We start from the raw sequence: 23,278 nt of genomic DNA, 5'->3' as shown, positions 1-23,278 counted from the left end.
TCGGGCCGGATCGTGTCGGGCCGGGACTGCCGAAGACGCTCGGGTTCGGGGTCGAAATGATCAAGCAAGTTGCATCGGGGATTCGCGGATACAGTGTGGCCATGCGGAGCGCGCAGCAGATCCTGGCGGGGGCGAAGGTCATCGCGGTGGTGGGGGCTTCTCGAGATCCCTACAAGCCATCGCACACGGTGCCTTTGCAGATGCTGCAGCACGGGTGGCGGATCATTCCGGTCAACCCGTTCGTGGATGAGGTGTTCGGCGTGAAGACCGTGCCGACGCTTGCTGACATCGATGAGCCGGTGGATCTGGTCGACGTGTTCCGGCCCGCACACGATGCGGTGGAGATCGTTCGCCAGGCTGCCGTGATCAAGGCTCCGGCGGTGTGGCTGCAGAGTGGCATCGTCTCGGCCGAGGCACGGCGGATCGCTGAGGAGGCCGGCATGGACTACGTCGAGGACCGCTGCCTCGCGGTCGAACGCGCCGTGGGCCGGCTCAGCAAACTCAGCGGCGGCCCCGACCGGGTCGGCTGACCGGACCAGGGTCGGTTGGCCTGTACGTAGTGGTTGACCGGAACAGGCCGGCAGACCGCACGCACCAGCACCAGCACCAGCACCAGCACCAGCACCAGCACCAGCACCAGCACCAGCACCAGCACCAGCACCAGCACCGAAGAGTGGAACACGGCCGAGGCGATCTCGGTGGGACACCGGACTCGGGCAGCTCGACCGACCAGCGTCGTTCGGACGAGTTGCCCTCGGGTCGCGGATGCCCGGTCGTGTCGGTCCGCGATCGAAGGCCATCCTGCACGGGCGGCTCAGGCGCACGTCGGCCCGCCTGAGGCCCGAAGTCACCACGCCACCACTTCCCCTTCGATGGCGTGGTGACTTCGGGTTCGCTCGGCATCCGAAGTCACCTGGACCGCCGCGACCAACGCAACGAACATGACGAACACACCGAAGCGACGGACGCAACGGACGCGACGCTGTGGGCCACTCGACCAGCGCGTATGCGAGCCACGACCAGCGCGTATGCGAGCCACGACCAGCGTGTATGCGAGCCTCGACGGACGCGGTGTCGCGGCCGGCCGGCGGAGGATCAGCGGAACTGGGCCTCGCGGACGCTGTTGCCGCCGTCCACCACCAGCATCTGGCCGGTGATGTACGAGGCAGCCGGCGAGCACAGGAACGCCACCGCCGCCGCCACCTCGTCGGGGGTGCCGGGCCGACCGATCGGCGTGCCGAGGCCCTGCTTGATCTCGGTGACCGTGGACGCCGCGGTGTAGATCGTGCCGGGGGCCACGCAGTTCACGTTCACCCCGTCGGCCACCAGTTCCATCGCCAGCGCCCTGGTCAGGCCGACCACTCCGGCTTTCGCCGCCGCGTACGCCGCTTCGGTCGGCAGCGCGTTGACCGGGCCCGCCGTGGCGGCCAGGTTGACGATGCGGCCCCAGCCCCGTTCCGACATGCCGCTGACGAAGGCCCGGCTGCACAGGAACGCGGTGCTCAGATTGCGGTCGATCTCGGCCTTCCACTCGTCCAGGGTGAGCTGGGCGACCGGGCGGAGCACCTCAGGGCTGGCCCGGCTCGCCAGGCCGGCGTTGTTGACCAGGACTTCGACGTCGCCGAGCTGGTCGGCGATGGCGTCGGCGAGGGCGCCCACCTCGGATTCGTCGGTGAGGTCGGCGACGAATCCGGTCACGTTGAGTTCGGCGGCGCGCTCGTGGATGCGCCGGGTGGTCGAGACGATGGCGACGCGGGCGCCCAGGTCGCGCAGGCGCCGGGCGGTCGCGTAGCCGATGCCGTCGGGGCTGCCGGCGCCGGTGACCAGGGCGACCTTGCCGTCCAGCCGGAGGGTGACCGGGGCTTCGCCGACCTCTTCGACCTGGCCTTCGGCGTTGACCGGGACGTCGATGTCGGCGGGTCGGTCCTGCTCCGAGCCGGGCGCGCCGGATCGGGGTGGCCGGCCGTCGGCCGGGCGGGTGGCGTCACGGCGGGACGGACTGCCCCCGGCCGAACGGGCGTCGAAGACCATGCGGCGATCCTGCCTTCTCCCGGAAGCCGGGGCAAACATCACTTCACTGTGGCGTACCCGACGTTACCGGCGACGGAGGAGCCCTCCGTCAACCATGGGGAGGACGCCGGTTTTCTCTCACTCTCATTCTCGTCGTCAGCCACCGGTTTCGGGGATTGCCGCGCGGTCCCCGGCCGGGGTGGCATGTCCGTCGGGATTCTCGGCGACGAAGACCAGGGGCGCGGACCGGCCGTACCGGGCGGGGAGTTCGCGGCGGGCCCGGGCGAGGTCGTGGGTGCCGATCTCCACTCCGGCGCCGTCGTTGCGGCTGCCCACGGTGACTATCCGTACGCCGCGGTCGGACCAGTACGCCAGGTCGGCGACCACCCGGTCGTTCCAGTGGCCCAGTTCGCCGACGCCGTGGGCCGCGTCCCGGACCACGATGCACGAGTCTTCGGCGTTGGTCCGGACGAAGTCGTCGAAGCCCGCCGACGGAACCCGGTACAGGATCGCCCGTACTCGCATCTCGTCGACCTCGACGCCCGCGAAGCTGGCGCCGAACCGCTCGCGTCCGCCTTTGTCGATCCGGTCGACGGTGGCGCCGAGCCGTGCCGGGGTGGTCGGCAGCCGGATGCCGCCGACGACGGTGTACTGCGGCGCGCGCCGGAATTCGCAGCCGGCGGTTCGCCATCCGCCGAGCGGTCCGCCCTGGTCGGGCCGGCCTGCGCTGCCGATCCCGGTGCATCCGGTCGCGCTCAGCGTCAGTGTCACGGCGGCCAGCATCCGGGCCGCCTGATCGCGGTGCATCGCCATTCCCCTCCGAGCGAGAGCCGTCCAAAGCCGCGCAAGAGCCGCGCCAAAGCCGAGCCGGACCGTGCCAAAGCCGAGCCGAGCCAAAGGTCGAGCCGAGCCAAAAGCCGGGCCGACAGCCGCACCGGCCGCCGGGCCGACCGCCGAAACCGACAGCCGGTGCAACGAACGGAAGTCACACCAAGTGGCTCATATGGTGACTTTCAGCCACGGCGACGTCCGGATCGGAGGAATGCTCGCGGACGAGCCATAAGGATGACCACGGCGACCCCGGCGAGCAGCAGCGCCAGGCCGGGCAACGCCTCCGGGCGTGGTTGCTGGCCGAGCCACAACCAGGCGAGCAGGGCCGCGCCGGGCACTTCGAGCAGGATCAGCACGCTGACCGTGGTGGCCGAGGTGCGCTGCAGCGCGTAGTTGAACATCGAGTGCCCGAGCAGTTGGGCGCCGACGACGACGGCCAGGATCGCGAGCCAGGTGCCGTTGTCGTAACCGCCCAGGTCGGCGCCGGCGATCAGGCAGACCGGCAGCAGGATCACCGCGCAGGTGCCATAACAGATCCAGGTGTACGTGGTGGTGCTCAACGTCGTACGGGCCCGTTCGCCGAGGGCGGTGTAGACGGCGGCGAAGATCGCGCCGAACAGTGCCAGCACGTCGGCGAGCACGGCCTGTCCGGAGACGGCGATGTCGGCGCCGGTGGCCCAGGCGGCGCCGGCCACCGCGAGGCCGATGCCGATCCAGCCGTGGACGCTGGGACGGCGGCCCTGCGCCGCCGCGATCAGTCCCTGCCAGACCGGTTGGGTGGCGACCAGGGCGGTGGCGGTGGCGACCGAGCCGAGTTGCACGCTCGGCATCCAGGTGGCGAAGTGCGCGGCCAGGGTCACGCCCGCGAGCAGGCAGAACAGGCCTGCTCGACGGTACGGCCCGAAGAGGATGCCCCGGATCTCGGCCCGCCGGGCGACCGCTGCGACGGGGGTCAGCACGGCGGTCGCGATGGCGTTGCGCCAGAACGCCACGGCCAGCGCCGGAGCGGCGGCGAACGCGATCAGTGGGCCGGAGGAGGAGACGGCGAGGACGGCCACGGTCAAGGCGAGGACGGTGGCCGGTTGACGAGGTGAGCGCGTATTCATCCCCGGCAGTCGCTTCTTGCGTGCGTGACCAGGCATACGCGACCAGCCCCATTGGCGGAGAGTGACGGAATGGATACAGTCACCGACGGTTCCTTGCCCGTTTCAACACCTCGATGCCCGGGAGGCCGATTTACGTGCCCGCGTACCGTGCCGTGGTATTTGACTTTTTTGGCACGTTGACCCGATCCGTTCAGCGTGGGCCCCAGCACGCGGACATCGCCCGGGCCCTCGGCGCCGACCCCGAAGCCGTCCGCGGCGTCCTCGACCGCACGTTCCGGGCCCGCGCCTGCGGACGGTACGGCTCGGCCGAGGCCACCCTCGCCTGGGTGATCGAACAGGCCGGCGGCCGGCCGCGACCCGGTGCGATCCGCGCGGCGATGCCGGCCCGGGTAGACGCGCTGCGCGCCGACACCCGGTTGCGCTCCGACGCGGTCTCGGCGCTCACCGCCGTCCGGGGCCGGGGCGTCCGCACCGCACTGATCAGCGACTGCACCCACGAACTGCCCGCCTTCCTGCCCGGGCTCCCTGTGGCGCCGCTGCTCGATGCTCAGATCTACTCCGTGGAGATCGGAGTCTGCAAACCGGACCCGGAGATCTATCTGGCTGCTTGTGATCAGTTGGGTGTCGCACCGCGGGATTGCCTGTACGTCGGGGACGGTGGCAGCCACGAGCTGACCGGGGCCGCGGCCGTCGGCATGACCCCGGTCCGGCTGGCCGCTCCGGATCTCGCGAACCACCTGGTCTTCGACGCCGACACGAACTTCGCCGGGCGGACCGTCCGGTCGCTCACCGACGTGCTCACGTTGATCGACCCGCTGCCGGTCCTGGTCTGAGTCCGGCGCCACGCCTGCGTGCGAGGATGGCCGGGTGAGTTCTGGCGTGCTGGAAGAGGCGATCAAGAAGGCGTCGATCGCCTGGATCTCGGTGGGCGACGCCCCGGCGTACGCGCTCTGGTGCCTGCCCGTGGAGAACACCCTGGCCGTGGTCAGCGGTGTCGGCGAGCAGTTCGCGCCGGGCCTGGACCGGGCCGAACGGGCCACGGTCCGGCTGCGCGGCGACCACGGCGGGCTGATCGTGCAGTCCGAGGCGACGGTGGCCCGGGTGCTGCCGGGCAGTCCGGAGTGGGACGAGATCGCGCCGCAGCTGGCCGCGAAACGGCTGAACGCCTCCGGCAGCGCCGAGGACCTGGTCACCCGCTGGGTGGAGACCGGCTGTGCGGTGGTCCGGCTGACCCCGGTGGCCGAGACCGTGCTCGGCGGTTCCGGCCTGTCGTCGGAGTCGGCTGCCGCACCGCCCCGGGAGACGCCGGCCCGGGTGGAGACCCGCAAGCCGTTCCGCCTTCACAAGGTCCGCAAGCGCTGATCGGAAGCGGTCAGCCCCGAAGGAGTGATCAGCCGATGAAAGGCGGGACCGCGATCCGGCCCTCGGCGACCGGGTAGACCGACCCGGCGACGGTGGCCGTGACGGCCGCACCGCCCACCGCGGTGACCGTGCAGTCCAGCAGCGACGGCCGTCTCATCTCGATGCCCTGGTGCACCCGGTACGACGAGGTGCCCTCGCCGGGCAGCCACCCCGCGTCGACCAGCCAGACGCCCAGACCCAGGGCCGCCGACCCGGTCGCCGGGTCCTCGTCCACGGCGGAACCGGCCACGAACACCCGGGCGTACGCCTCCCGGTTCCCGGGCGACCAGGCGAAGACGCTGAAGTCGCTGACGCCGGTCAGTTCGGCGGCGGCCGCGTTCGCCCGCGCCTTCGCGAGTGCTTCCCGGCGTACCGGAAGGAACACCCAGTCCAATCCGCACCCGGCCGCACGTGGGGCAGCAGGCCCGGCATGGTCCTCGGCCGTCAGGCCGACCGCCGCGAGGACCGCACCCGGCGCAAACGTCGCGCCCAGCCGGGGCTTCCCACCGGTCAGCGTGCCGTGACCGTTCTCGGTCACCTCGATAGGCAGCAGGCCGGCGCCGCACTCCTGCACCACCCGGCCCGGCCCGAACAGGCCACGGCGCATCGAGGTGACCGCGGATCCCACGCTCGGGTGACCCGCGAACGGCAGTTCGAGTTCCGGAGTGAAGATCCGCAGGCGGTATCCGGCCTCGGCGGTGGTGGCCGGCAGCACGAACGCGGTCTCGGAGAGGTTGAACTCCCGGGCCATGGCCTGCATCTGATCGGTGCCCAGGTGTTGTGCGCCGTAGACCACGGCGAGCGGATTGCCGGCGAAGGGCCGATCCGTGAACACGTCGACGATCTCGTACGCCACGGTGGACATGTCCGGACCCTAACCTAGTCTGGGTCCGTGACCATGGGGACGAGGGTTTATCTGGCTCGCCTCGCCGGCCTGGCGGTTTTCGACCCCAACGGGGACCGGGTCGGACGGGTTCGCGACGCGGTGGTCCGACTCCGCACGACCAACCGGCCGCCGCAGGTCGTCGGTCTCGTCGCCGAGATGGCGCTGCGCCGCCGCATCTTCCTGCCCATCGGGCGGGTGACCAGCATGGACGCCGAATCGGTGGTGCTCAGCACGGGCACGCTCAACCTGCGCCGGTTCGAGAAACGGCCGAACGAGCTGCTGGTGCTGGAGGATCTGCTGGACCGCCGGGTGACCGTGACGCCCGAGCACGGCGACGGACCGGAGCAGGGCGCCACCGTGGTGGACGTCGGGATGGAGCTGAGCCGCAACACCGAGTGGCAGATCACCCGGGTCGCGGTCCGCGGGCACACCGGCCGCCTGGCCCGCCGGGGTCACGTCTTCCAGGCCGAGTACGACCGGGTCCGCGGCCTGGTCGGCCCGACCGACACGCAGGGCACCTCGAGTCTGCTGGCCCTGCTGGACCAGATGCGCCCGGCCGACATGGCGAACGTGCTGCAGGACCTGCCGGACGCGCGGCGCAACGAGGTGGCCGCCGCGCTGAGCGACCGCAAGCTCGCCGACGTGCTGGAGGAACTGCCCGAGCACGACCAGGTGGAGATCCTGGCCCGGCTGGACCGGGAACGCGCCGCGGACGTGCTGGAACGGATGGACCCGGACGACGCGGCCGACCTGCTCGCCGAGTTGCCCAAGGCCGAGCAGGCGGTGCTGCTCGACCTGATGGAACCGGAGGAGGCGGCACCGGTCCGGCAGCTGATGGACTACCAGCCGGGCACCGCGGGCAGTGTGATGACCTCCGAGCCGGTGATCCTGACCCCGGACACCACGGTCGCCGAGGCGCTCGCCCGGATCCGCGAGCCGGAGTTGTCCGCCGTGGTGGCGGCCCAGGTGTTCGTGGCCCGGGCGCCGGCCGCCACGCCGACGGGTAAGTACCTCGGCATGGTGCACTTCCAGCGACTGCTGCGCGAGCCGCCGTCGTCGATCGTGGGCGGACTGGTGGACGACGGCATCGAGCCCTTGCGCACCGGGGCCGGACTACTCGAGATCACCCGGCGGATGGCGACGTACGACCTGGTCGCGATGCCGGTGATCGACTCCAACCACCGGCTGCTCGGCGCGGTGACGGTGGACGATGTGCTGGACCACTCCCTGCCCAGGGACTGGCGTGACAGAGACGCGGCCTCATGAGCGAGACACGGCGGGACCGGCTGGACCAGCCTCGCGAGCCGGGCCGGGTGCAGCTGCCCAGGTTCGATCCGGAGGCCTTCGGCCGCTGGTCGGAGGGGATCGCCCGGTACATGGGGACGGCGAAGTTCATCGTCTACATGACGGTGCTGATCGCCGCCTGGTTCGCGTGGAACACCCTGGCGCCGGACCGGATGCGGTTCGACCCGTACACGTTCACGTTCCTCACCCTGATCCTGTCGTTGCAGGCGTCGTACGCCGCTCCGCTGATCCTGCTCGCCCAGAACCGGCAGACCGACCGGGACCGGCTGGCCATGGACGAGGATCGACGCCGCGCCGCCCTGCAGAAGGCCGACACCGAGTTCCTGACCCGGGAGATAGCGTCGCTGCGGATCGCCCTCGGCGACGTGGCGACCAGGGATTTCCTGCGTAACGAGCTGAACCGGCTGGCGGACGAGCTGGACGAGGCCGCGATGCGGCGGGAGAAGCGGGCGCGTACGGAGTGGGAGGAGGAGCACCCCTGACCTCGACGTAGCATGGCAGGCATGTCCGCTCCTGCTCCCACGCTCGAGGATGCCGTCCAGGCCGCTCTGGCGACCGTGGACGACCCTGAGATCCGCCGCCCGATCACCGACCTCGGCATGGTCTCGGGCTTCACCATCGGCGACGGCCTGGTGAAGGTCGACCTGCTGCTCACTGTCGCCGGCTGTCCGCTGCGGGACAAGCTGACCACCGACATCACCGACGCCGTCACGAAGATCCCCGGCATCGACCGGGTCGAGATCAACTTCGGTGTGATGAACGAGGAACAGCGCAAGGCGCTGCAGACCACGCTGCGCGGTGGCGGGGAGAGCGCGGAACCGGTCATCCCGTTCGCCCAGCCCGGGTCACGCACGCGGGTGTACGCGGTGGCCAGCGGCAAGGGCGGCGTCGGCAAATCCAGCGTCACCGTGAACCTGGCCGCGGCCCTGGCCCGGCGGGGCCTGTCGGTCGGCGTGGTCGACGCCGACATCTACGGCCACTCGGTGCCCCGCATGCTCGGGGTGGAGGGCCGTCCCACCCGCGTCGAAGAAATGATCATGCCGCCGCAGTCGCACGGCGTGAAGGTCATCTCGATCGGCATGTTCACGGCCGGCAACGCCGCGGTGGTCTGGCGTGGCCCGATGCTGCACCGCGCGCTGCAGCAGTTCCTCGCCGACGTCTACTGGGGCGACCTGGACGTGCTGCTGCTCGACCTGCCGCCGGGCACCGGCGACGTGGCGATCTCGCTGGCCCAGCTGCTGCCGAACGCGGAGATCCTGGTGGTCACCACGCCGCAGACGGCCGCCGCCGAGGTCGCCGAGCGGGCCGGTGCCATCGCGCTGCAGACCCACCAGCGCCTGGTCGGCGTGGTGGAGAACATGTCCTGGCTGGAGCTGCCGGACGGCTCGCGGATGGACGTCTTCGGCTCGGGCGGTGGCCAGGCGGTCGCCGACTCGCTGACCCAGACGGTCGGTGCGCGGGTGCCGCTGCTCGGTCAGATCCCGCTGGACACCCGGGTCCGGGAGGCCGGCGACGGGGGCACCCCGATCGTGCTGGCCGAGCCGGACGCCCCGGCCGCGAAGGCCCTGGACGCGGTGGCCGACAGCCTGGCCGTCCGCCGCGAGTCCCTGGTCGGCAAGCCGCTCGGCCTCATGGTGACCACCAAGAACTAGACACGGCTCACCACGCCCGCTGAAAGCTGGATCAACCAGCAATCGCTGCAGGCCAGGGGAGGCGTTTCACGTAGCGTCGAGGTCGTAACGCTGCGCCGGTCGGGGAGCCTCGACGGGCGCAGCGGCCTTCTCCGGGGCCTTCTTGATGTCGACGGCCGACGCGACCTCGTTCAGCTCGGTCTTGACGCCGTTCAGGTCGCCCTTCACATCGTCGTAGAGGGTCTGCAGCGGCTTGCGGATCGCCGCCTCGTCCTCCTCGCTGAGGATGTGCTTGCGGATGAAAGCCTTCGGATGCAGATCCTCGAGCTGGATGTCGGTGCCGAGCTCACGACTCAGGTCGGTGGTCGCGTTCTGCGCCATGGCGCGCAGGCCACGCAGCATGCGCAGGCCGTCGCCGATCACCTTGGGCAGCCGCTCCCCGAAGATCAGAAGCGCCAGCATCAGGAGCGCGCCGATCTCCCACCAGTTCAGATTCTCGAACACTTACTGCCTCCCGGGCGTCCGGGGCCAAGCGTACGCACGCCGACTGTGACCGCACAGCCCCGGGACTGTGCGCCACTTGTCAGTTCGTGTCGGCCGCCAGCGTCACCGAGGCCGAGGCGGTCTTGTTGCCGCGGCGGTACTCCACCGCGACCACCGATCCCGGCGCGTACTTGCGGACCAGGGCGATCAGGTCGGTGCCGTCGTCGAGCAGGTGCCCGTCCAGCCGGGTGACCACGTCGCCGCTCTTGAGCGCCGCGGCGGCGGCCGGTCCGGCCGGCTCCACGGCACGCAGCCGGGCCCCGCTGTAGGAACCGCCGGTCATCACCTCGGCACCGATCACCGTCCGGCGGGCCTTGCCGGTGTCGATGATGTCCTGGGCGACCCGCTTCGCCTGGTTGATCGGGATGGCGAAGGCCAGGCCGATGTTGCCCGCCTCGGTGTCGCTGGCACCGACCGAGCGGATCACCGAGTTGACCCCGACGACCTGACCGGACGCGTCGACCAGCGGGCCACCGGAGTTGCCCTGGTTGACCGCGGCGTCGGTCTGGATGGCCGCGTAGTACCGGGTGACGCCGCTGGAGTCGCCGCCGCTCTGCACGATGGGCCGGTCCAGCGCGCTGACGATGCCCTGGGTCACCGTGTTCACCAGGGCCAGCGGCGAACCGAAAGCGAGCACCGGGTCACCGACCGCGATCGTGTCCGAGTCACCCAGGCCCACCGGGGTCAACCCGGACTTTGCGACTTTGATCACTGCGACGTCGGATTCCGGGTCCCGTCCGACCAGCTTCGCCGAGGCCGTGGAGCCGTCGCTGAACGACACCGACATGGCCCCGTCGGCGCCCGCGACGACGTGATCGTTGGTGATCACGTAGCCGTCGGTGGAGACCACGAAACCGGACCCGATCGCACCCGAGACCCGGACCGTCACCACGCTCGGCAGCACCTGATCGACCACTCCGGCGGTCGACTCGGGCGCGTGCTGGACGGCACCGGCGGCCTGCGGAGCGGCGCCCAACTGGGTGCCGCCACCGGTCGCGTAACCGCCGCGGACCGCGAAGACGAAGCCCAGCGTGCCGCCGACACCACCGGCCAGCAGGGCCGTGACCAGGCAGATCAGAAGGATCGGCGACCACGGGCGGCGCGGCGCGTCGGGATCGGGGACGACCTCCAGCGGCGGGCCCCCGGACGGCGCCGGCGGTGGCAGGTGGATCGCCGCCGCCGAATAGGGATCACGCCACGGATCCGACGAGGCATCGGACCACCACGCCGCTTCCGGAGCACCCGGAGCAGGCGGCATCGATGGCCGGCGCCAATGTCCGCCGTCGGTCACGTCGGTGCCTCCACTCATCGTTCGCCCGGCTCCGCGCATCCAGGATGACACGGAATCGCCGGATCACACCCACCCACCGGACACCTCGCTGCCCGCGGTGGCTGGTTTATCCATCGACGGTCAGGTGCATCACCCGAGAGCATCGCTCTACTCTCTTATCCGATGTGCGCGGTTTCCAGCCGCCGGCATCGACAGTCGCTCGGAGGTCGTCATCATCGGTCCAGCTCGTTCCTTCGGTCAGCAGGCGCATGCCACGCCGTTCGCCGAGACCTACGCCACCGAGGACCCGGTCCTGCAGACCGCGCGTGCCCTGGCGCACGAGCTCGGCCTGCCCTGCGTCTCGCCGGGCGCGGGCTCGGTGCTCAGCCTCCTCGCTGCCGCGGGCAGCGCCAAGGCCGTGGTCGAGATCGGCACGGGTACGGGGGTGAGCGGCATCTGGCTCCTCCGTGGCATGGTCCCCGGTGGCATCCTCACCACGATCGACGTGGAGCGGGAACATCAGAGGATCGCCCGCCGGATCTTCCAGGAGGCCGGGTACACCTCGTCCCGGACCCGGATCATCAGCGGTCGTGCCCTGGACGTGCTGCCCCGCCTGGCCGACGGGGCGTACGACATGCTGTTCGTCGACGCCGACACCACCGAGTTCGCGGCGTGCACCGAGGCCGCCCTGCGGATGCTGCGCCCCGGCGGCGTACTGGTCGTCAACGGGGCGCTGGCCGGCGGCCGGATCGGTGACCCGGCCGCCCGTGACGTCGACACCCTGACCGTCCGCGAGACGGTCAAGGCGATCAAGGAGTCGGAGGACTGGACGCCCGCCATCATCCCGTCCGGCGCCGGCCTGCTAACCGCCGTACGCCGCTGAGAGATAGCGCAGGAGCGTCCGCGCGCCCCAGCCGGTGGCACCCTTGCTGAGGTCGAGGTCGTCCGCCTCGGCCCAGCTCGGCGCCGACATGTCGATGTGCGCCCAGGTGGTCTCCCCGAAGAAGTCCCGCAGGAACAGGGCCGCCATCACCGACCCCGGGCCGGGCGCCGCGCTGACCCGGTCGGCGATGTCGCTGCGCAGGTTGTCGACGTAGTCGTCGGCGAGCGGCAGGCGCCACATCTTCTCGCCGGCCGCCGCGCCCGCCTCGGCGAGTGCCGTGGCCAGGGCGTCGTCCGGGCTGTAGAGGGCGGCGGTGCGCTTGCCCAGGGCGACCGCGTTGGCGCCGGTCAGCGTGGCCAGGTTGAGGATCAGGTCGGGGTTCAGCTCGGCGGTGGCGTAGCCCAGCGCGTCGGCGAGCACGATCCGGCCCTCGGCGTCCGAGTTGAGGTTCTCACTGGTGCTGCCGTCGTAGTGGGTGATCACGTCACCGGGACGGAAGGCGGAACCGCTGATCGCGTTCTCGGCGAGCGGGAGCAGTGCGGTCACCCGGACATGGAGTCCGAGGTCGGCGACACCGAGCGTGGCGGCGAGGACCGCGGCCGCACCGCCCATGTCCTTCTTCATCAGCTTCATGCCGTCGCGCGGCTTGATCGAGATGCCGCCGGTGTCGAAGGTGATGCCCTTGCCGACCAGCACCACGTGCGTGGTCGCGCCGGCGGGCGCCCAGGACACCTCGACGAACCGGGGTGGGGTCACCGAACCGCCGCCGACCGCCCGGATGCCGCCGAAGCGCTGCAGCTCGTCGCCGGCGCGGACGGTGACGGTCAGCCCGGGACGGCTCGCCGCCTCGGCGACGGCCTGGCCGGCGAACCACTCCGGGTTCTTCACCGAGGACGGGGTGTTGGTGAGGTCACGGGCCAGCCAGGTGGCGGCCGCGGTGATCCGAGCCTGTTCCAGGGTCGCCGCGAACTCGGCGGCCCGGGCGGTCACGATCCGCACCTCGGCGGACCGGGGAGCCTTGGGCGCGTCGCGGTAGCGGTAGCCGCCCAGCCAGAGGCCCTCGGCGAGGCCGCGCAGGGCCTCCGGACCGGCGTCGGACGGGAGCCGCACCTCGAGCTCCTCAGCGGCCTCGGCGGCCCGGACGGCGGCGGCACCGGCGGATCGCCAGGCTGCCTCGTCACCGGAGCCGACACCGGCCAGCAGAGCACGGGCCGGCTCGCGCAGCGGACGCGGCAGAACCAGCACCTCACCGGCGGCGCGGACGCCACCGGCCAGCACGGCAGCCTCGGCGTCGAGGTCGCCGGCGGGGCCGTCACCGGGCAGTACGCCCTGCGGGCCGACCGGCAGAACCCGGGTGGCCGCCTCGTCTGGTGACGGGGTCAAACGGATAACGAACACGGGAGGATGACCTTTCCTTAAGACGTGGAAAGCCCGCCGGTACGGGCGGTACCGTACCGGCGGGCTCGCGTGAAACGTCAGCCGGCGATCGACTTCAACGCGTCACCCAGCGCGTTGGCCTCGTCCGGAGTCATCTCAACGACGAGACGGCCACCACCCTCCAGCGGGACGCGCATGACGATGCCACGACCCTCCTTGGTGACCTCCAGCGGACCATCGCCCGTCCGCGGCTTCATCGCCGCCATCTTGTCTCCCCTCAGACCTACGTCAGGGTCGGTGGGTTGCCCCACAGCCACTTGCTCCTGGAATGCCAGCAGCCACGTCACGTGCTCAGCCCCACGCGACGCGGTGCTCGTATCCGACCGGCGGCCGTACAGGCCGTTTCACGTGTTCACGCGTTGCGGCCCACCGTGCCGATCAAACATTTTCCCTGATGAACACCGGCGAACCCAAACCCAGCCCGGGCGGATGTGACAGCATCTAGCATATCGCCTTTCAGACTGTCACAATGTGCGGTCATGCAGGCGCGGTCCGCTCTCTTCGACCTGTACGGCGACTACCTGCGTGCCCGGGGCTCCCGGGCTCCGGTCTCAGCGCTGGTCCGGTTGCTGGCTCCCCTCGACATCGCCGCCCCCGCGGTCCGGACCGCCGTGTCACGAATGGTGCGGCAGGGCTGGCTTCATCCGCTTCGCCTGGCCGCAGGACCCGGATATCTGCTCACCCCGAAAGCCGCCCGCCGACTCGACGAGACGTCGGCCCGGGTCTACCGCACCGGGCGCAGCGGCTGGGACGGGCGGTTCGACATGCTGCTGCTGCACGAGCCACCCGGGCGCCCGGAGACCGACCGCCTCGCCCTCCTCGGCTACGGGCCACTCAGCGAACAGGTCTGGGTCTCGCCGCGAGCCTCCGACGAGATCGTGACGATCCTCGGTGCGGCGAGCATCGGGTACGAACGGTTCAGCGCCAGTCACAGCGGCTCGTCCGGGCCCGCCGAACTGGTGGACCGCGCCTGGGACCTGACCCGGCTCGGCGAGTCGTACGCGCGGTTCGCCGACACGGTCCACCCCGCGGTCAAGGCGATCACCCTGCGCAGCACCGACGAGGAGGCGTACGCGGCCCGCTTCCGCCTGGTCCACGCGTGGCGCTCGATCCTGCTCGACGACCCGCAGCTACCCCCGGCGCTGCTGCCGGCCCGCTGGCCCGGGGTACGCGCCGCGGCCTTCTTCGACAAGCACGCCACCCGGTTGCGGCCGGCCGCCGACCGCTACGTCGAACGCTGTCTGCACGCTGCCCATCGTGGCGGTCGTGTGGGATTCTCAGAGCCATGACCGCCATCCGACCGCCCCAGCCGCCGCCCGGAAACGGACTGACGGCTGACTCCCTCCTCGTCGACCGCACCGGCGCCGTCGTCACCCTGACCCTGAACCGTCCCGAGGCGATGAACGCGTTCACCGTGGACCTCAAGGAGGCCCTCCGGGACACCCTCGCCCAGCTGGAGAGCGACCGGTCGGTCCGGGCGATCGTGCTCACCGGGGCGGGCGGCGCGTTCAGCGGCGGCCAGGATCTGCGGGAGCACGCCTCGCTGCTGGAGGCGGGGTCGACCGACCTGAACACCGTCCAGTTGCACTACAACCCGATCGCGCAGCGGCTGGCCAGCATGCCGAAACCGGTGATCGCCGCGGTCCGCGGGATGGCCGCCGGGGCGGGTGCGTCGCTGGCGATGCTCGCCGACTTCCGGATCGGCGGGCCGAAGACGAGTTTCCTGATGGCGTTCGCCAACGTGGGCCTGGCCGGGGACAGCGGCATCTCGTGGTCGCTGCCGCGCATCGTCGGGCACGCCAAGGCGGTGGAACTGCTGCTGCTCGCCCAGCCGGTGCGCGCCGAGGAGGCGTACCGGATCGGCATGCTCTCGCAGTTGCTCGAGGACGACGAGCAGGTGCTGCCGGCGGCGCACGAGCTGGCCGAGCGGCTGGCGGCCGGGCCGACCGTGGCCTACGGGGCGATCAAGCGGGAGCTGTTCATCGGCGACGCGGGGACACTGTCCGACGCGCTGGCCGCCGAGGCCCAGGCGCAGGCCATCTGCGGTGCGACGGCCGACCACCGGGGCGCGGTGGAGTCGTTCCTCAACAAGCAGAAGCCGACGTACCAGGGGCACTGAGCCTCGACCACGCTGCTTCGGGCATGCTCCGGGCCGGCGGTCGCGCCGCGGCCCGGAGCGGGCACCGCATCGCGCGGTGCCGGCGGTGGCAGGCCGGTAGGCGTACCCCCGTCACTCGTCGTCTTCGTCTTCTTCTTCGGGGTCCTGGTTGCGCTCGGCGCCCAGCACGAAGGCCTGCATGGCGAGTTCGTCGCCGCTGGGCCAGACGTAGGCGGGCAGCTCGGAGGGGCCCAGCTCGAGCACGTGTGACCAGAACTGGCGGACCGCCTCGGCGGGGTTGCTCGCCTCGATCGGCATGGCCACGCTGACCAGCCAGTTCTTCTTGTCGGCCGGGCCGGCGACACGGGCCGCCAGACGCTGGAAGATCTCCACGTCGACCGCGGCGACCGGGGAGTCGGCGATCAGGCCCTCGGCGGGCACCGGGGAGTCGAAGGCCCGGCGCTGATAGCCCAGCACCAGGTCGCCGCCGTCGGTCTTCTCCACGCGGGCCAGTGCCACGACGTGGTCCTCGGCGAGGATCAGGACCTCGTCACCCGCGGAGGCCGCCACCGGCCCACCCGCCACCGTCACGACCTCGTGCTGGAACAACCGCTCGGTCGCCCACTGCTCGTCCGGAAGAATCACCGACCACTGCGCCATGCCTCCCATCTCATCACGCGGGGGCGGCACGCTCGGACGGCGGGACCCAACAGTCCGCCAGATGATCGTCGACCATGCCGGTGGCCTGCATCAACGCGTACGCGGTGGTGGGACCGACGAACTTGAAGCCGCGTTTCTTGAGCGCCTTGGCGAGCGCGGTGGACTCCGCGGTGACCGCCGGGACGTCGGCCCGGGCACCCGGACGCGGCCGCCCGGCGGGCTGGAAGGACCACAGCAGCGCGGAGAGGCCCTCCGGGAGATCGGCGGCGACCTTCGCGTTGTGCAGCGCCGCGTCGATCTTCATCCGGTTGCGGACGATGCCGGCGTCGGCCATCAGCCGGGCGGCGTCGGCCTCGGTGTACCCGGCGACCTCGGCGATGACGAAGTCGTCGAAGGCGGCCCGGAACGCCGGACGTTTGCGCAGGATGGTGATCCAGGCCAGGCCGGACTGGAAGGCCTCCAGGGTGAGGCGCTCGAACAGCGCGTCGTCGCCGCGCAGCGGGCGGCCCCACTCGTCGTCGTGATAGGCCGCGTAATCCGGCGCGCTGCCCGCCCAGAAGCAGCGGGCCCGGCCGTCGGCGCCCACCACCAGGTCGGTCACGGCAGCCGGCCCTGCTCCACGAGGCGGCCGAACTTCTTCAGCGCGCCGGTGAAACCGATCTTGGAGCCGGGCCAGAGCACCGGCCAGGCGATCTTGCCGACCGCACCGGGCGGCAGGTGGAACCACTCGTGCAGGACGACCTGGGTCCGGTCGCCGGACATCGCCGTGCACCGCATCGAACCCGGCCCGCGCAGTACCTTGCCGCAGTGCACGACCCGCACCTCGAACGGCGCGTTGACCTTGACGACCCGCAGCTCGTCGCGGAGCACCGCCGGGCCGAGCGCGGTGACCGCCTCCACCAGGCTGCCCTCACCGCCATCGCCCTCGACCACCCGGACCCGGGTGAACGGGATCCACGCGGACTGTGCCTCCCAGTCCAGGAAGGCGGCGAACACCTTCTCGGCGGGGGCGTTCACGATCACCGTGGCGGTGAACTCGCCGTGGCCGGGCCGGCCGGCGTCGCCGAGACCGTCACCGTTGCTTGGGTTGCCCTCCGGGCCGGTGCCACTCATCGTCCCGCCGGTTCCTCGTCGCTGCCGGGTGCCTTGCCGAGCACCGGGGCCGGGCCCGGTGCGGGGAGGCCCGCGGTCTCCGCCACCGGGTCGTCCGCGACCGGCTCCACCGGCTTCTCCGGCGCCCCGGCGGGTTCGACCTCGTCGGCGCCGGCCGGCTCGCCGGGCGTGACACCCGGGGCCACCGCGGCCTCGCGAGCCCGGCGCAGCACCTCGGCGTCCTCGGTGCGGCCCTCCCGCAGCGCGGCGACCTCGGCCTCGAGCACGCTGATCAGCTCGCCCTTGTAGCCGATGTCGTACGCCGCGCGATGCAGCGCCTGATCCACCTGATTCATCCGGTAACCACGCCACACGGTGTCGAACCGAGCCTTGGCGATGTCGCCCTCACCGAGCGGACGGTCGCCGGGCAGCGGCACCGACCGGCCGTCGGGCTCGACCGGGGTCAGCCCGGGGTCGCCCCCGCTCAGCAAGACGGTCACGCCGAAGACGATCGTCGCGACGACGAGAGCCACGACAATGAAGAGCAGAAGCTGACCCATGCGCACGATGTTGACATGTCGGCTCAGCCGTGGCGAGCCCGCCACCCGGTCAGTCGCAGGCTCGACCGTCAGGTCCAGGTCAGAATGCGTTTCCGCCAGGCGTACAGGATGCCCAGGGCGAGGACCGCGACGAAGACGCCCATCTCGACGATCGCGGGACCGCCGAAGGACGGCCGATCGAAGATCACCGCCCAGGGGAAGAGAAATACGGCTTCCACTGCGAAAAGCACATAGAGGTATGCATAGACGTAATAGCGGATCTGCGCCTGTGCCCAGTCCCCGCCGACCGGGTCGATGCCACTCTCGTACGAGATCCGCTTGCCCGCCGGTTCCGCCGGGGACCCCGGCCGGAGCAGCCGGTTCGCCCCGAAGGCGGCCACGAACAGCAGCACACCGGCGGCGATCACCAGGCCGAGCATGGCGTACGAGCCGAGATAACCGTCCACGATCGGGGAGCCTAACCGAGACTTTGCCTGGATGGCGCTCGACCGTGTGACTACTGTGGGCAACGGTTCGCGGCCACCCCGTGAGGATCCGCGAAGTAGCATCGACAAGCGTCATCCGTCGGCACGCGCCGTTTTGGAGGTTGAGACGTGGCCGCCCCCTCGAAGCGAGTCGAACAACTGGACAGGGTCGTCATCCGATTCGCCGGCGACTCCGGCGACGGCATGCAGCTCACCGGCGACCGGTTCACCTCGGAGACCGCACAGCTCGGCAACGACATCTCGACCCTGCCGAACTTCCCCGCCGAGATCAGGGCACCGGCCGGCACCCTGCCCGGCGTCTCCAGCTTCCAGGTCCACTTCGCCGACTACGACATCCTGACCCCGGGCGACGCGCCGAACGTGCTGGTGGCGATGAACCCGGCCGCCCTCAAGGCGAACCTGTCCGAACTGCCGCCCGGCGCCGACATCATCGTGAACACCGACGAGTTCACCAAGCGCAACCTGGCCAAGGTCGGCTACCCGGTCAGCCCGCTGGAGGACGGCTCGCTCGACGAGTTCGCCGTCCACCCGGTCGCGTTGACGTCGATGACCGTCGGCGCGCTCGCCGACCTGGGTGTGGGCAAGAAGGACGCCGAACGCGCCAAGAACATGTTCGCGCTCGGCCTGCTGAGCTGGATGTACTCGCGGCCGTTCGAGTCCACGCTGCGCTTCCTGGAACGCAAGTTCGTGAAACGCCCCGACCTGGTCGCCGCGAACAAGGCCGCGTTCCAGGCCGGCTGGAACTACGGCGAGACCACCGAGGCGTTCGCCGTCCGCTACGAGGTCAAACCGGCCAAGATGCCGCCCGGCACCTATCGCAACATCACCGGCAACCAGGCCCTGTCGCTCGGACTGGTCGCCGCCGCGGTGCGCTCCGGGCTGCCGCTCTTCCTCGGCGCCTACCCGATCACCCCGGCGTCGGACATCCTGCACGAGCTCTCCAAGCACAAGCGCTTCGGCGTGACCACCATGCAGGCCGAGGACGAGATCGCCGCGGTGGGGGCGGCGCTCGGGGCGGCGTACGGCGGGGCGCTCGGCGTCACCACCACCTCCGGCCCCGGCGTGGCGCTCAAGAGCGAGACGATCTCGCTGGCCATCGCCCTGGAGCTGCCGCTGGTGATCGTGGACGTGCAGCGGGCCGGACCGTCCACCGGCATGCCCACCAAGACCGAGCAGGCCGACCTCAACCTGGCCCTGTTCGGCCGGCACGGCGAGGCGCCGCTCGCGGTGATCGCCCCGCGGTCGCCGTCCGACTGCTTCCACGCGGCGATCGAGGCGGCCCGGATCGCGCTCACCTACCGCACCCCGGTCATCCTGCTGTCCGACAACTACGTGGCCAACGGGTCCGAGCCGTGGCTGCTGCCGGCCGTCGACGAACTGCCCGACCTCACCGTCACGTTCGCCGCCGAGCCCAACGCGCCGGACGGCCGGTTCCTGCCCTACCTGCGCGACCCGGAGACGATGGCCCGGCCCTGGGCGGTCCCCGGCACACCCGGACTAGAACACCGCATCGGCGGCCTGGAGAAGGCCGACAAGACCGGCGACATCTCCTACGACCCGGCGAACCACGAGTTCATGGTCCGGACCCGGGCGGCCCGGATCGAGGCGATCCCGGTGCCGGACGTGGACGTCGAGGATCCCTCCGAGGCGGCCCGGGTGCTGGTCCTGGGCTGGGGTTCGACCTACGGGCCGATCGGGGCGGCCTGCCGGGCGCTGCGCCAGCGCGGGCTCACCATCGCCCAGGCCCACCTGCGGCACCTCGCGCCGCTGCCCGCCAACCTCGGCGAGGTGCTCGCGGGCTACGACAAGGTCGTCGTCCCGGAGATGAACCTCGGACAGCTCGCCGCGGTGATCCGGGCGAGACACCTGATCGACGTGGTGCCCTTCAACCAGGTCAGCGGCCTGCCGTTCACCGCCGCGACGCTGGAGAACATGCTCGAGGACGTGGTGAAGAATGGCTGACCCGGTCACCGTGAAACTCAGCTCCAAGGACTTCAAGTCCGACCAGGAGGTCCGCTGGTGCCCCGGCTGCGGCGACTACGCGATCCTCGCCGCCGTGCAGGGCTTCATGCCCGAGCTGGGCATCCCGCGGGAGAACATCGTCTTCGTCTCCGGCATCGGCTGCTCGTCACGCTTCCCGTACTACATGAACACCTACGGGATGCATTCGATCCACGGCCGCGCCCCGGCCATCGCCACCGGCCTGAGCGCCTCCCGGCCCGACCTGTCGGTCTGGGTCGTCACCGGCGACGGCGACGCCCTCTCCATCGGCGGCAACCACCTGATCCACGCCCTGCGCCGCAATGTGAACCTGAAGATCCTGCTCTTCAACAACCGGATCTACGGCCTCACCAAGGGCCAGTACTCCCCCACCTCCGAACTCGGCAAGATCACCAAGTCGACACCGGCGGGCTCGGCCGACTCACCCTTCAACCCGCTCTCGCTGGCGCTCGGCGCCGAGGCGAGCTTCGTCGCCCGGACCATCGACTCCGACCGCAAGCATCTGCAGGCGGTGCTGCGCGCGGCGGCCGCCCATGAGGGCTCCGCGTTCGTCGAGATCTACCAGAACTGCAACATCTTCAACGACGGCGCCTTCGACCTGGTGAAGGACCCGTCCACCCGCGACGAGCACCTGATCCGCCTGGAACAGGATGCCCCGATCGTTTTCGGTCCCGACAACCGTTACTCGGTGGTCCACCCGGAGGGTGGTTTCGGTCTTCAGGTCCAGGAGGGCGGCACCCCGATCGTGCACGACGCGACGGTCGACGATCCGGCCTACGCGTTCGCCCTCACCCGCCTGTCCGGCTCCGACCTGGGCACGACACCGATCGGCGTGTTCCGTTCCGTGCAGCGGCCGTCCTACGACGAGATCGTCCGCAAGCAGGTGCTCGACGCGCGGGCGCAGGCGACCGGGACGCCCGGGGAGATGTTCACCGAACTCCTGCACGCCGGGGACACGTGGACGATCCTCTGAACCACACCCCGTTCCTCTGGGCCCAGGCGGTTCGTCTCACGCTTCTTCCGGGGGTACGACCTACCCCGTCCCCGGCGATCCGGACCGCCCCCACCTGACCGCCCGCGTCTGCATGGGTCACCCGCTTGCCGCAGTTCCGGTCCGATGCGCGGCGAGACCCCCACGGGTTCACTAATCAGTTTCGGTCAGCCGTGACGGTCGCATTCGACCGTCACGCGTGCCGCCCACAGCTCCGCGACGGTCGACGCCACTCAGCTTAAGTTGATCTTGGGTGCGGCTCCACGCTGCGGCAAACGGCCGAGGTGCGCTGAGGTGGCCACCACTGCCGACCCGGCCGTCGACCACGGTCCGCCTGCGGTCCGCCCGCGGTCCGTCTGCGGTCCGTCTGCGGTCCGCCTGCGGTCCGCCTGCGATCCCGTCTGCGGTCCGCCTACGAGCCGCCCGCGGTCCGCCTGTGGTCCGCCTGCGGGCCGCCTACGAGCCGAAACGACCACAGCAGACGGTCCGGGCAGCTCCGAGCCGTCGGCCACGGCTGCCTAGGAGTCGGGAATCAGCCACGGCCGACGGCTCGGGTTGCTCGGCCGTCTGCTGTGGTCGATTTCGACTCGCAGATGAGCCACAGCCGACGGCCGAGCCGGCCGAGCCGTCAACCACGGCTACCCGAGAAGACGGAACCCAGCCGTCAGCAACGGCTCAGGGACACCCAGCCGCCGCCCACGGTCGCTTTCGACTCGCGGGCGGACCGTGGCCGACGACCGGGGTGGCCGGAACGCCACTCGACCTCTTCTGATCTCGGCGACGGCCCCGAGGAGGCCGCGAATGGCTGAACGGCGCCGACACATGGGGCGGCCGCAGAACGACGGCCGCAGACGGCTCTACCTCCGTGTGGCGGCCGTGAACGACGGCTGACGGCATGCGGGGCGACTCCCGACCGGGGCGACGGCCATCCGGGGCGGCGGCCATCCGGTCGCCGTCGCAGTGGCGGCTGTTGCCGGCTCGTCGCCCACGGCACCGTGTTGATCAATCGCCCGACCCTCGGACCGGCCACGTCTCAGCTCCGACGCCCCCGTGCGCTCGTTCCTCAGTCTCGGGGTTCCAAGGACTGGACCAGCTGGGAGACGTCGACGATGTACTCGAACCAGTCCCGGTCGGACTGATAGCCCAGCTCCGCGTTGACCTTCAGCATCGACTCGTTGTGCTGGGCGTTCCAGGTCTGGACCTGATGCAGCCCCGGCTCGGCGGCCCGCAACTCGAACAGCATGCGGGCCTTGATCGCCCGGTCGATGCCGTAGCCGCGGTGTTCCCGGACCACGATCGTGTCGTACTGGTCGGCGCGCTCGGGATGCTGGGCGGGAACGACCACCTCGGTCAGCCCCGCGACGGCACCGGTCGCCTCGTGGATGGCCAGCACGATGTACGGCTTCAGCCCCCGCTTGTGCAGGGTGTCCAGTGACTCCCGCAGACGCTGCGGGTCCGACGAACGGGGCTGCAGGTCGAGGTCGTCGTCGTCGCGCTGGGCTTCGGTCTTGGCCTGCGCGTACGCCTCCAGCAGTGGATCCGGCGGACCACCAGGGTGGTATTCGACCCGGTAGCCGGGGCTGATCCCCCCGGCCATCGTCTGCAGCGCGTGCCAGTCGACCGCGTCCAGGCTGAGCACACTGCGGGTCTCCACATACTCCCGCTCGAAGCCCAGCGACTCGTAGAACCCGATCGCCGGGGTGTTGCCGATCGCCTCCACCCCGATCGAGGAGAAACCCTCCAGGTAGGCGCGGCGGGCGGCCATCGCCACCAGCTGACGGCCCAACCCGCGACGGCGCAACTCTGGGCGAACCACCACTTCGAGGACACCGATGTCACCGATGAGCAGAATGTTCACATGGGCGAAGATCTGCCCCTCGCCCTCGGGCAGACGGTCGTCCTCGGCGATCCAGGTGATCCGGCGTTCGCCCGGCATGGTTTCGGCCAGATAGTCCCGGACCTGCACGTCACGCCAGGGTGGATCGTCGGGGAGGTCAGCCGCCAGGACCGCGTTCACCAACTCCACGAGCGAGTGGATCTCGGCCGCGGACGCGGAGCGGGGATCCCATTCACGCACCCTCACTCGTC

At 70.8% G+C, this 23,278-nt stretch carries 25 protein-coding genes; 11 read left to right on the top strand and 14 right to left on the bottom strand.

All coding sequences use genetic code 11. From position 1 onward, the window contains the following. Positions 1 to 101 precede the first annotated feature (101 nt). Positions 102 to 530, top strand: coding sequence for a CoA-binding protein (locus QSK32_RS18310; protein WP_285472609.1), 429 nt, complete (start codon positions 102 to 104; stop codon positions 528 to 530). Between the two features lie 565 nt (positions 531 to 1,095). Here the strand turns inward: QSK32_RS18310 and QSK32_RS18305 are convergent. From QSK32_RS18305 to QSK32_RS18295, 3 genes are all read right to left on the bottom strand, one after another. After that, positions 1,096 to 2,031 carry an SDR family NAD(P)-dependent oxidoreductase gene (locus QSK32_RS18305; RefSeq protein WP_045740096.1) on the bottom strand — a complete coding sequence of 312 codons (936 nt, stop codon included), beginning with the start codon at positions 2,029 to 2,031 and terminating at the stop codon, positions 1,096 to 1,098. A 135-nt stretch (positions 2,032 to 2,166) separates the two neighbouring features. After that, positions 2,167 to 2,817 (bottom strand): hypothetical protein, encoded by a 651-nt coding sequence (locus QSK32_RS18300; RefSeq protein WP_285472608.1) that lies wholly within the window; start codon positions 2,815 to 2,817, stop codon positions 2,167 to 2,169. Between the two features lie 206 nt (positions 2,818 to 3,023). Beyond that, positions 3,024 to 3,947, bottom strand: a complete 924-nt coding sequence (locus tag QSK32_RS18295) for a DMT family transporter (protein ID WP_285472607.1) — start codon at positions 3,945 to 3,947, stop codon at positions 3,024 to 3,026. Positions 3,948 to 4,081: 134 nt separating this feature from the next. Between QSK32_RS18295 and QSK32_RS18290 the strand changes: the two genes are divergently transcribed. After that, entirely contained in the window at positions 4,082 to 4,780 is a 699-nt protein-coding gene (locus QSK32_RS18290; RefSeq protein ID WP_045740098.1) for an HAD family hydrolase, read from the top strand. Positions 4,781 to 4,814: 34 nt separating this feature from the next. Continuing rightward, positions 4,815 to 5,309: a hypothetical protein gene (locus QSK32_RS18285; RefSeq protein ID WP_285472606.1), complete on the top strand. Its 495-nt coding sequence runs from the start codon at positions 4,815 to 4,817 to the stop codon at positions 5,307 to 5,309. 28 nt (positions 5,310 to 5,337) lie between these two features. Here QSK32_RS18285 and QSK32_RS18280 read toward each other — a convergent pair whose 3' ends face one another. Further along, a complete protein-coding gene (locus QSK32_RS18280) occupies positions 5,338 to 6,213 on the bottom strand; it encodes a PhzF family phenazine biosynthesis protein (protein WP_285472605.1) in 876 nt (291 codons plus the stop codon). Between the two features lie 27 nt (positions 6,214 to 6,240). Here QSK32_RS18280 and QSK32_RS18275 point away from each other — a divergent pair, with 27 nt between their 5' ends. From QSK32_RS18275 to QSK32_RS18265, 3 genes are read left to right on the top strand one after another with little or no spacing between them, the layout of a single operon-like run. Next, a complete protein-coding gene (locus QSK32_RS18275) occupies positions 6,241 to 7,500 on the top strand; it encodes a magnesium transporter MgtE N-terminal domain-containing protein (protein WP_045740101.1) in 1,260 nt (419 codons plus the stop codon). Then, positions 7,497 to 8,021: a DUF1003 domain-containing protein gene (locus tag QSK32_RS18270; protein ID WP_045740102.1), complete on the top strand. Its 525-nt coding sequence runs from the start codon at positions 7,497 to 7,499 to the stop codon at positions 8,019 to 8,021. The genes QSK32_RS18275 and QSK32_RS18270 overlap by 4 nt, the downstream gene beginning before the upstream one ends. 21 nt (positions 8,022 to 8,042) lie before the next feature. Beyond that, the gene (locus tag QSK32_RS18265; protein ID WP_045740103.1) at positions 8,043 to 9,191 is read left to right on the top strand and encodes an Mrp/NBP35 family ATP-binding protein; all 1,149 of its coding nucleotides are present in this window, start codon (positions 8,043 to 8,045) and stop codon (positions 9,189 to 9,191) included. 66 nt (positions 9,192 to 9,257) lie between these two features. Here QSK32_RS18265 and QSK32_RS18260 read toward each other — a convergent pair whose 3' ends face one another. Both QSK32_RS18260 and QSK32_RS18255 read right to left on the bottom strand, forming a co-directional pair. Then, entirely contained in the window at positions 9,258 to 9,674 is a 417-nt protein-coding gene (locus QSK32_RS18260; RefSeq protein WP_045740104.1) for a twin-arginine translocase TatA/TatE family subunit, read from the bottom strand. A 79-nt stretch (positions 9,675 to 9,753) separates the two neighbouring features. Further along, complete coding sequence (locus QSK32_RS18255) at positions 9,754 to 11,004, bottom strand: S1C family serine protease (protein WP_502872543.1); 1,251 nt, start codon at positions 11,002 to 11,004, stop codon at positions 9,754 to 9,756. 292 nt (positions 11,005 to 11,296) lie between these two features. On the opposite strand from QSK32_RS18255, the gene QSK32_RS18250 reads away from it, so the two are divergent. Then, positions 11,297 to 11,866, top strand: coding sequence for an O-methyltransferase (locus QSK32_RS18250; RefSeq protein ID WP_045740222.1), 570 nt, complete (start codon positions 11,297 to 11,299; stop codon positions 11,864 to 11,866). Here QSK32_RS18250 and QSK32_RS18245 read toward each other — a convergent pair. Further along, on the bottom strand, positions 11,846 to 13,264 hold the full coding sequence (locus tag QSK32_RS18245; protein ID WP_052720106.1) for a leucyl aminopeptidase family protein: 1,419 nt from the start codon (positions 13,262 to 13,264) through the stop codon (positions 11,846 to 11,848). The genes QSK32_RS18250 and QSK32_RS18245 overlap by 21 nt on opposite strands. 77 nt (positions 13,265 to 13,341) lie before the next feature. Then, positions 13,342 to 13,509: a DUF3117 domain-containing protein gene (locus tag QSK32_RS18240; protein ID WP_014447667.1), complete on the bottom strand. Its 168-nt coding sequence runs from the start codon at positions 13,507 to 13,509 to the stop codon at positions 13,342 to 13,344. Between the two features lie 273 nt (positions 13,510 to 13,782). Between QSK32_RS18240 and QSK32_RS18235 the strand changes: the two genes are divergently transcribed. After that, positions 13,783 to 14,592: a PaaX family transcriptional regulator gene (locus QSK32_RS18235; protein WP_045740106.1), complete on the top strand. Its 810-nt coding sequence runs from the start codon at positions 13,783 to 13,785 to the stop codon at positions 14,590 to 14,592. After that, positions 14,589 to 15,422 carry an enoyl-CoA hydratase/isomerase family protein gene (locus QSK32_RS18230; protein ID WP_285472603.1) on the top strand — a complete coding sequence of 278 codons (834 nt, stop codon included), beginning with the start codon at positions 14,589 to 14,591 and terminating at the stop codon, positions 15,420 to 15,422. Before QSK32_RS18235 ends, QSK32_RS18230 begins: the two co-directional genes overlap by 4 nt. A 111-nt stretch (positions 15,423 to 15,533) precedes the next feature. Here the strand turns inward: QSK32_RS18230 and QSK32_RS18225 are convergent, their stop codons facing one another. From QSK32_RS18225 to ndhC, 5 genes are all read right to left on the bottom strand, one after another. Further along, positions 15,534 to 16,070: a hypothetical protein gene (locus tag QSK32_RS18225; RefSeq protein ID WP_083448752.1), complete on the bottom strand. Its 537-nt coding sequence runs from the start codon at positions 16,068 to 16,070 to the stop codon at positions 15,534 to 15,536. Positions 16,071 to 16,074: 4 nt separating this feature from the next. After that, complete coding sequence (locus QSK32_RS18220; RefSeq protein ID WP_045740109.1) at positions 16,075 to 16,662, bottom strand: DNA-3-methyladenine glycosylase I; 588 nt, start codon at positions 16,660 to 16,662, stop codon at positions 16,075 to 16,077. Then, positions 16,659 to 17,174 (bottom strand): SRPBCC family protein, encoded by a 516-nt coding sequence (locus QSK32_RS18215; protein WP_045740110.1) that lies wholly within the window; start codon positions 17,172 to 17,174, stop codon positions 16,659 to 16,661. Before QSK32_RS18215 ends, QSK32_RS18220 begins: the two co-directional genes overlap by 4 nt. Continuing rightward, on the bottom strand, positions 17,171 to 17,713 hold the full coding sequence (locus QSK32_RS18210; RefSeq protein WP_285472602.1) for a DivIVA domain-containing protein: 543 nt from the start codon (positions 17,711 to 17,713) through the stop codon (positions 17,171 to 17,173). Before QSK32_RS18210 ends, QSK32_RS18215 begins: the two co-directional genes overlap by 4 nt. Before the next feature lie 68 nt (positions 17,714 to 17,781). Further along, positions 17,782 to 18,159, bottom strand: a complete 378-nt coding sequence (gene ndhC / locus QSK32_RS18205; protein ID WP_285472601.1) for an NADH-quinone oxidoreductase subunit A — start codon at positions 18,157 to 18,159, stop codon at positions 17,782 to 17,784. A 147-nt stretch (positions 18,160 to 18,306) separates the two neighbouring features. Here ndhC and QSK32_RS18200 point away from each other — a divergent pair, with 147 nt between their 5' ends. Both QSK32_RS18200 and QSK32_RS18195 read left to right on the top strand, forming a co-directional pair. Continuing rightward, entirely contained in the window at positions 18,307 to 20,160 is a 1,854-nt protein-coding gene (locus tag QSK32_RS18200) for a 2-oxoacid:acceptor oxidoreductase subunit alpha (RefSeq protein WP_045740113.1), read from the top strand. Further along, a complete protein-coding gene (locus QSK32_RS18195; RefSeq protein WP_285472600.1) occupies positions 20,153 to 21,172 on the top strand; it encodes a 2-oxoacid:ferredoxin oxidoreductase subunit beta in 1,020 nt (339 codons plus the stop codon). Before QSK32_RS18200 ends, QSK32_RS18195 begins: the two co-directional genes overlap by 8 nt. Positions 21,173 to 22,253: 1,081 nt before the next feature. Here the strand turns inward: QSK32_RS18195 and QSK32_RS18190 are convergent. Next, positions 22,254 to 23,273, bottom strand: a complete 1,020-nt coding sequence (locus QSK32_RS18190; protein ID WP_285472599.1) for a GNAT family N-acetyltransferase — start codon at positions 23,271 to 23,273, stop codon at positions 22,254 to 22,256. Positions 23,274 to 23,278: the final 5 nt, after the last annotated feature.

The sequence above is a fragment of the Actinoplanes sp. NBRC 101535 genome (genome assembly GCF_030269225.1).
Lineage (GTDB): Bacteria > Actinomycetota > Actinomycetes > Mycobacteriales > Micromonosporaceae > Actinoplanes > Actinoplanes rectilineatus.
The sequence above is the reverse complement of the archived record's forward strand: the minus strand, read 5'-3'. Positions and strand labels throughout refer to the sequence as shown.

Bases quoted from the DNA above. Each gene is read 5' to 3' on its own strand.
- QSK32_RS18240 (WP_014447667.1), bottom strand. From the start codon at position 13,509: ATGGCGGCGATGAAGCCGCGGACGGGCGATGGTCCGCTGGAGGTCACC.
- QSK32_RS18300 (WP_285472608.1), bottom strand. From the start codon at position 2,817: ATGCACCGCGATCAGGCGGCCCGGATGCTGGCCGCCGTGACACTGACG.
- QSK32_RS18225 (WP_083448752.1), bottom strand. From the start codon at position 16,070: ATGGGAGGCATGGCGCAGTGGTCGGTGATTCTTCCGGACGAGCAGTGG.
- QSK32_RS18265 (WP_045740103.1), top strand. From the start codon at position 8,043: ATGTCCGCTCCTGCTCCCACGCTCGAGGATGCCGTCCAGGCCGCTCTG.
- QSK32_RS18280 (WP_285472605.1), bottom strand. From the start codon at position 6,213: ATGTCCACCGTGGCGTACGAGATCGTCGACGTGTTCACGGATCGGCCC.
- QSK32_RS18230 (WP_285472603.1), top strand. From the start codon at position 14,589: ATGACCGCCATCCGACCGCCCCAGCCGCCGCCCGGAAACGGACTGACG.
- QSK32_RS18235 (WP_045740106.1), top strand. From the start codon at position 13,783: ATGCAGGCGCGGTCCGCTCTCTTCGACCTGTACGGCGACTACCTGCGT.
- QSK32_RS18295 (WP_285472607.1), bottom strand. From the start codon at position 3,947: ATGAATACGCGCTCACCTCGTCAACCGGCCACCGTCCTCGCCTTGACC.
- QSK32_RS18215 (WP_045740110.1), bottom strand. From the start codon at position 17,174: ATGAGTGGCACCGGCCCGGAGGGCAACCCAAGCAACGGTGACGGTCTC.
- QSK32_RS18270 (WP_045740102.1), top strand. From the start codon at position 7,497: ATGAGCGAGACACGGCGGGACCGGCTGGACCAGCCTCGCGAGCCGGGC.
- QSK32_RS18310 (WP_285472609.1), top strand. From the start codon at position 102: ATGCGGAGCGCGCAGCAGATCCTGGCGGGGGCGAAGGTCATCGCGGTG.
- QSK32_RS18210 (WP_285472602.1), bottom strand. From the start codon at position 17,713: ATGGGTCAGCTTCTGCTCTTCATTGTCGTGGCTCTCGTCGTCGCGACG.
- QSK32_RS18305 (WP_045740096.1), bottom strand. From the start codon at position 2,031: ATGGTCTTCGACGCCCGTTCGGCCGGGGGCAGTCCGTCCCGCCGTGAC.
- QSK32_RS18195 (WP_285472600.1), top strand. From the start codon at position 20,153: ATGGCTGACCCGGTCACCGTGAAACTCAGCTCCAAGGACTTCAAGTCC.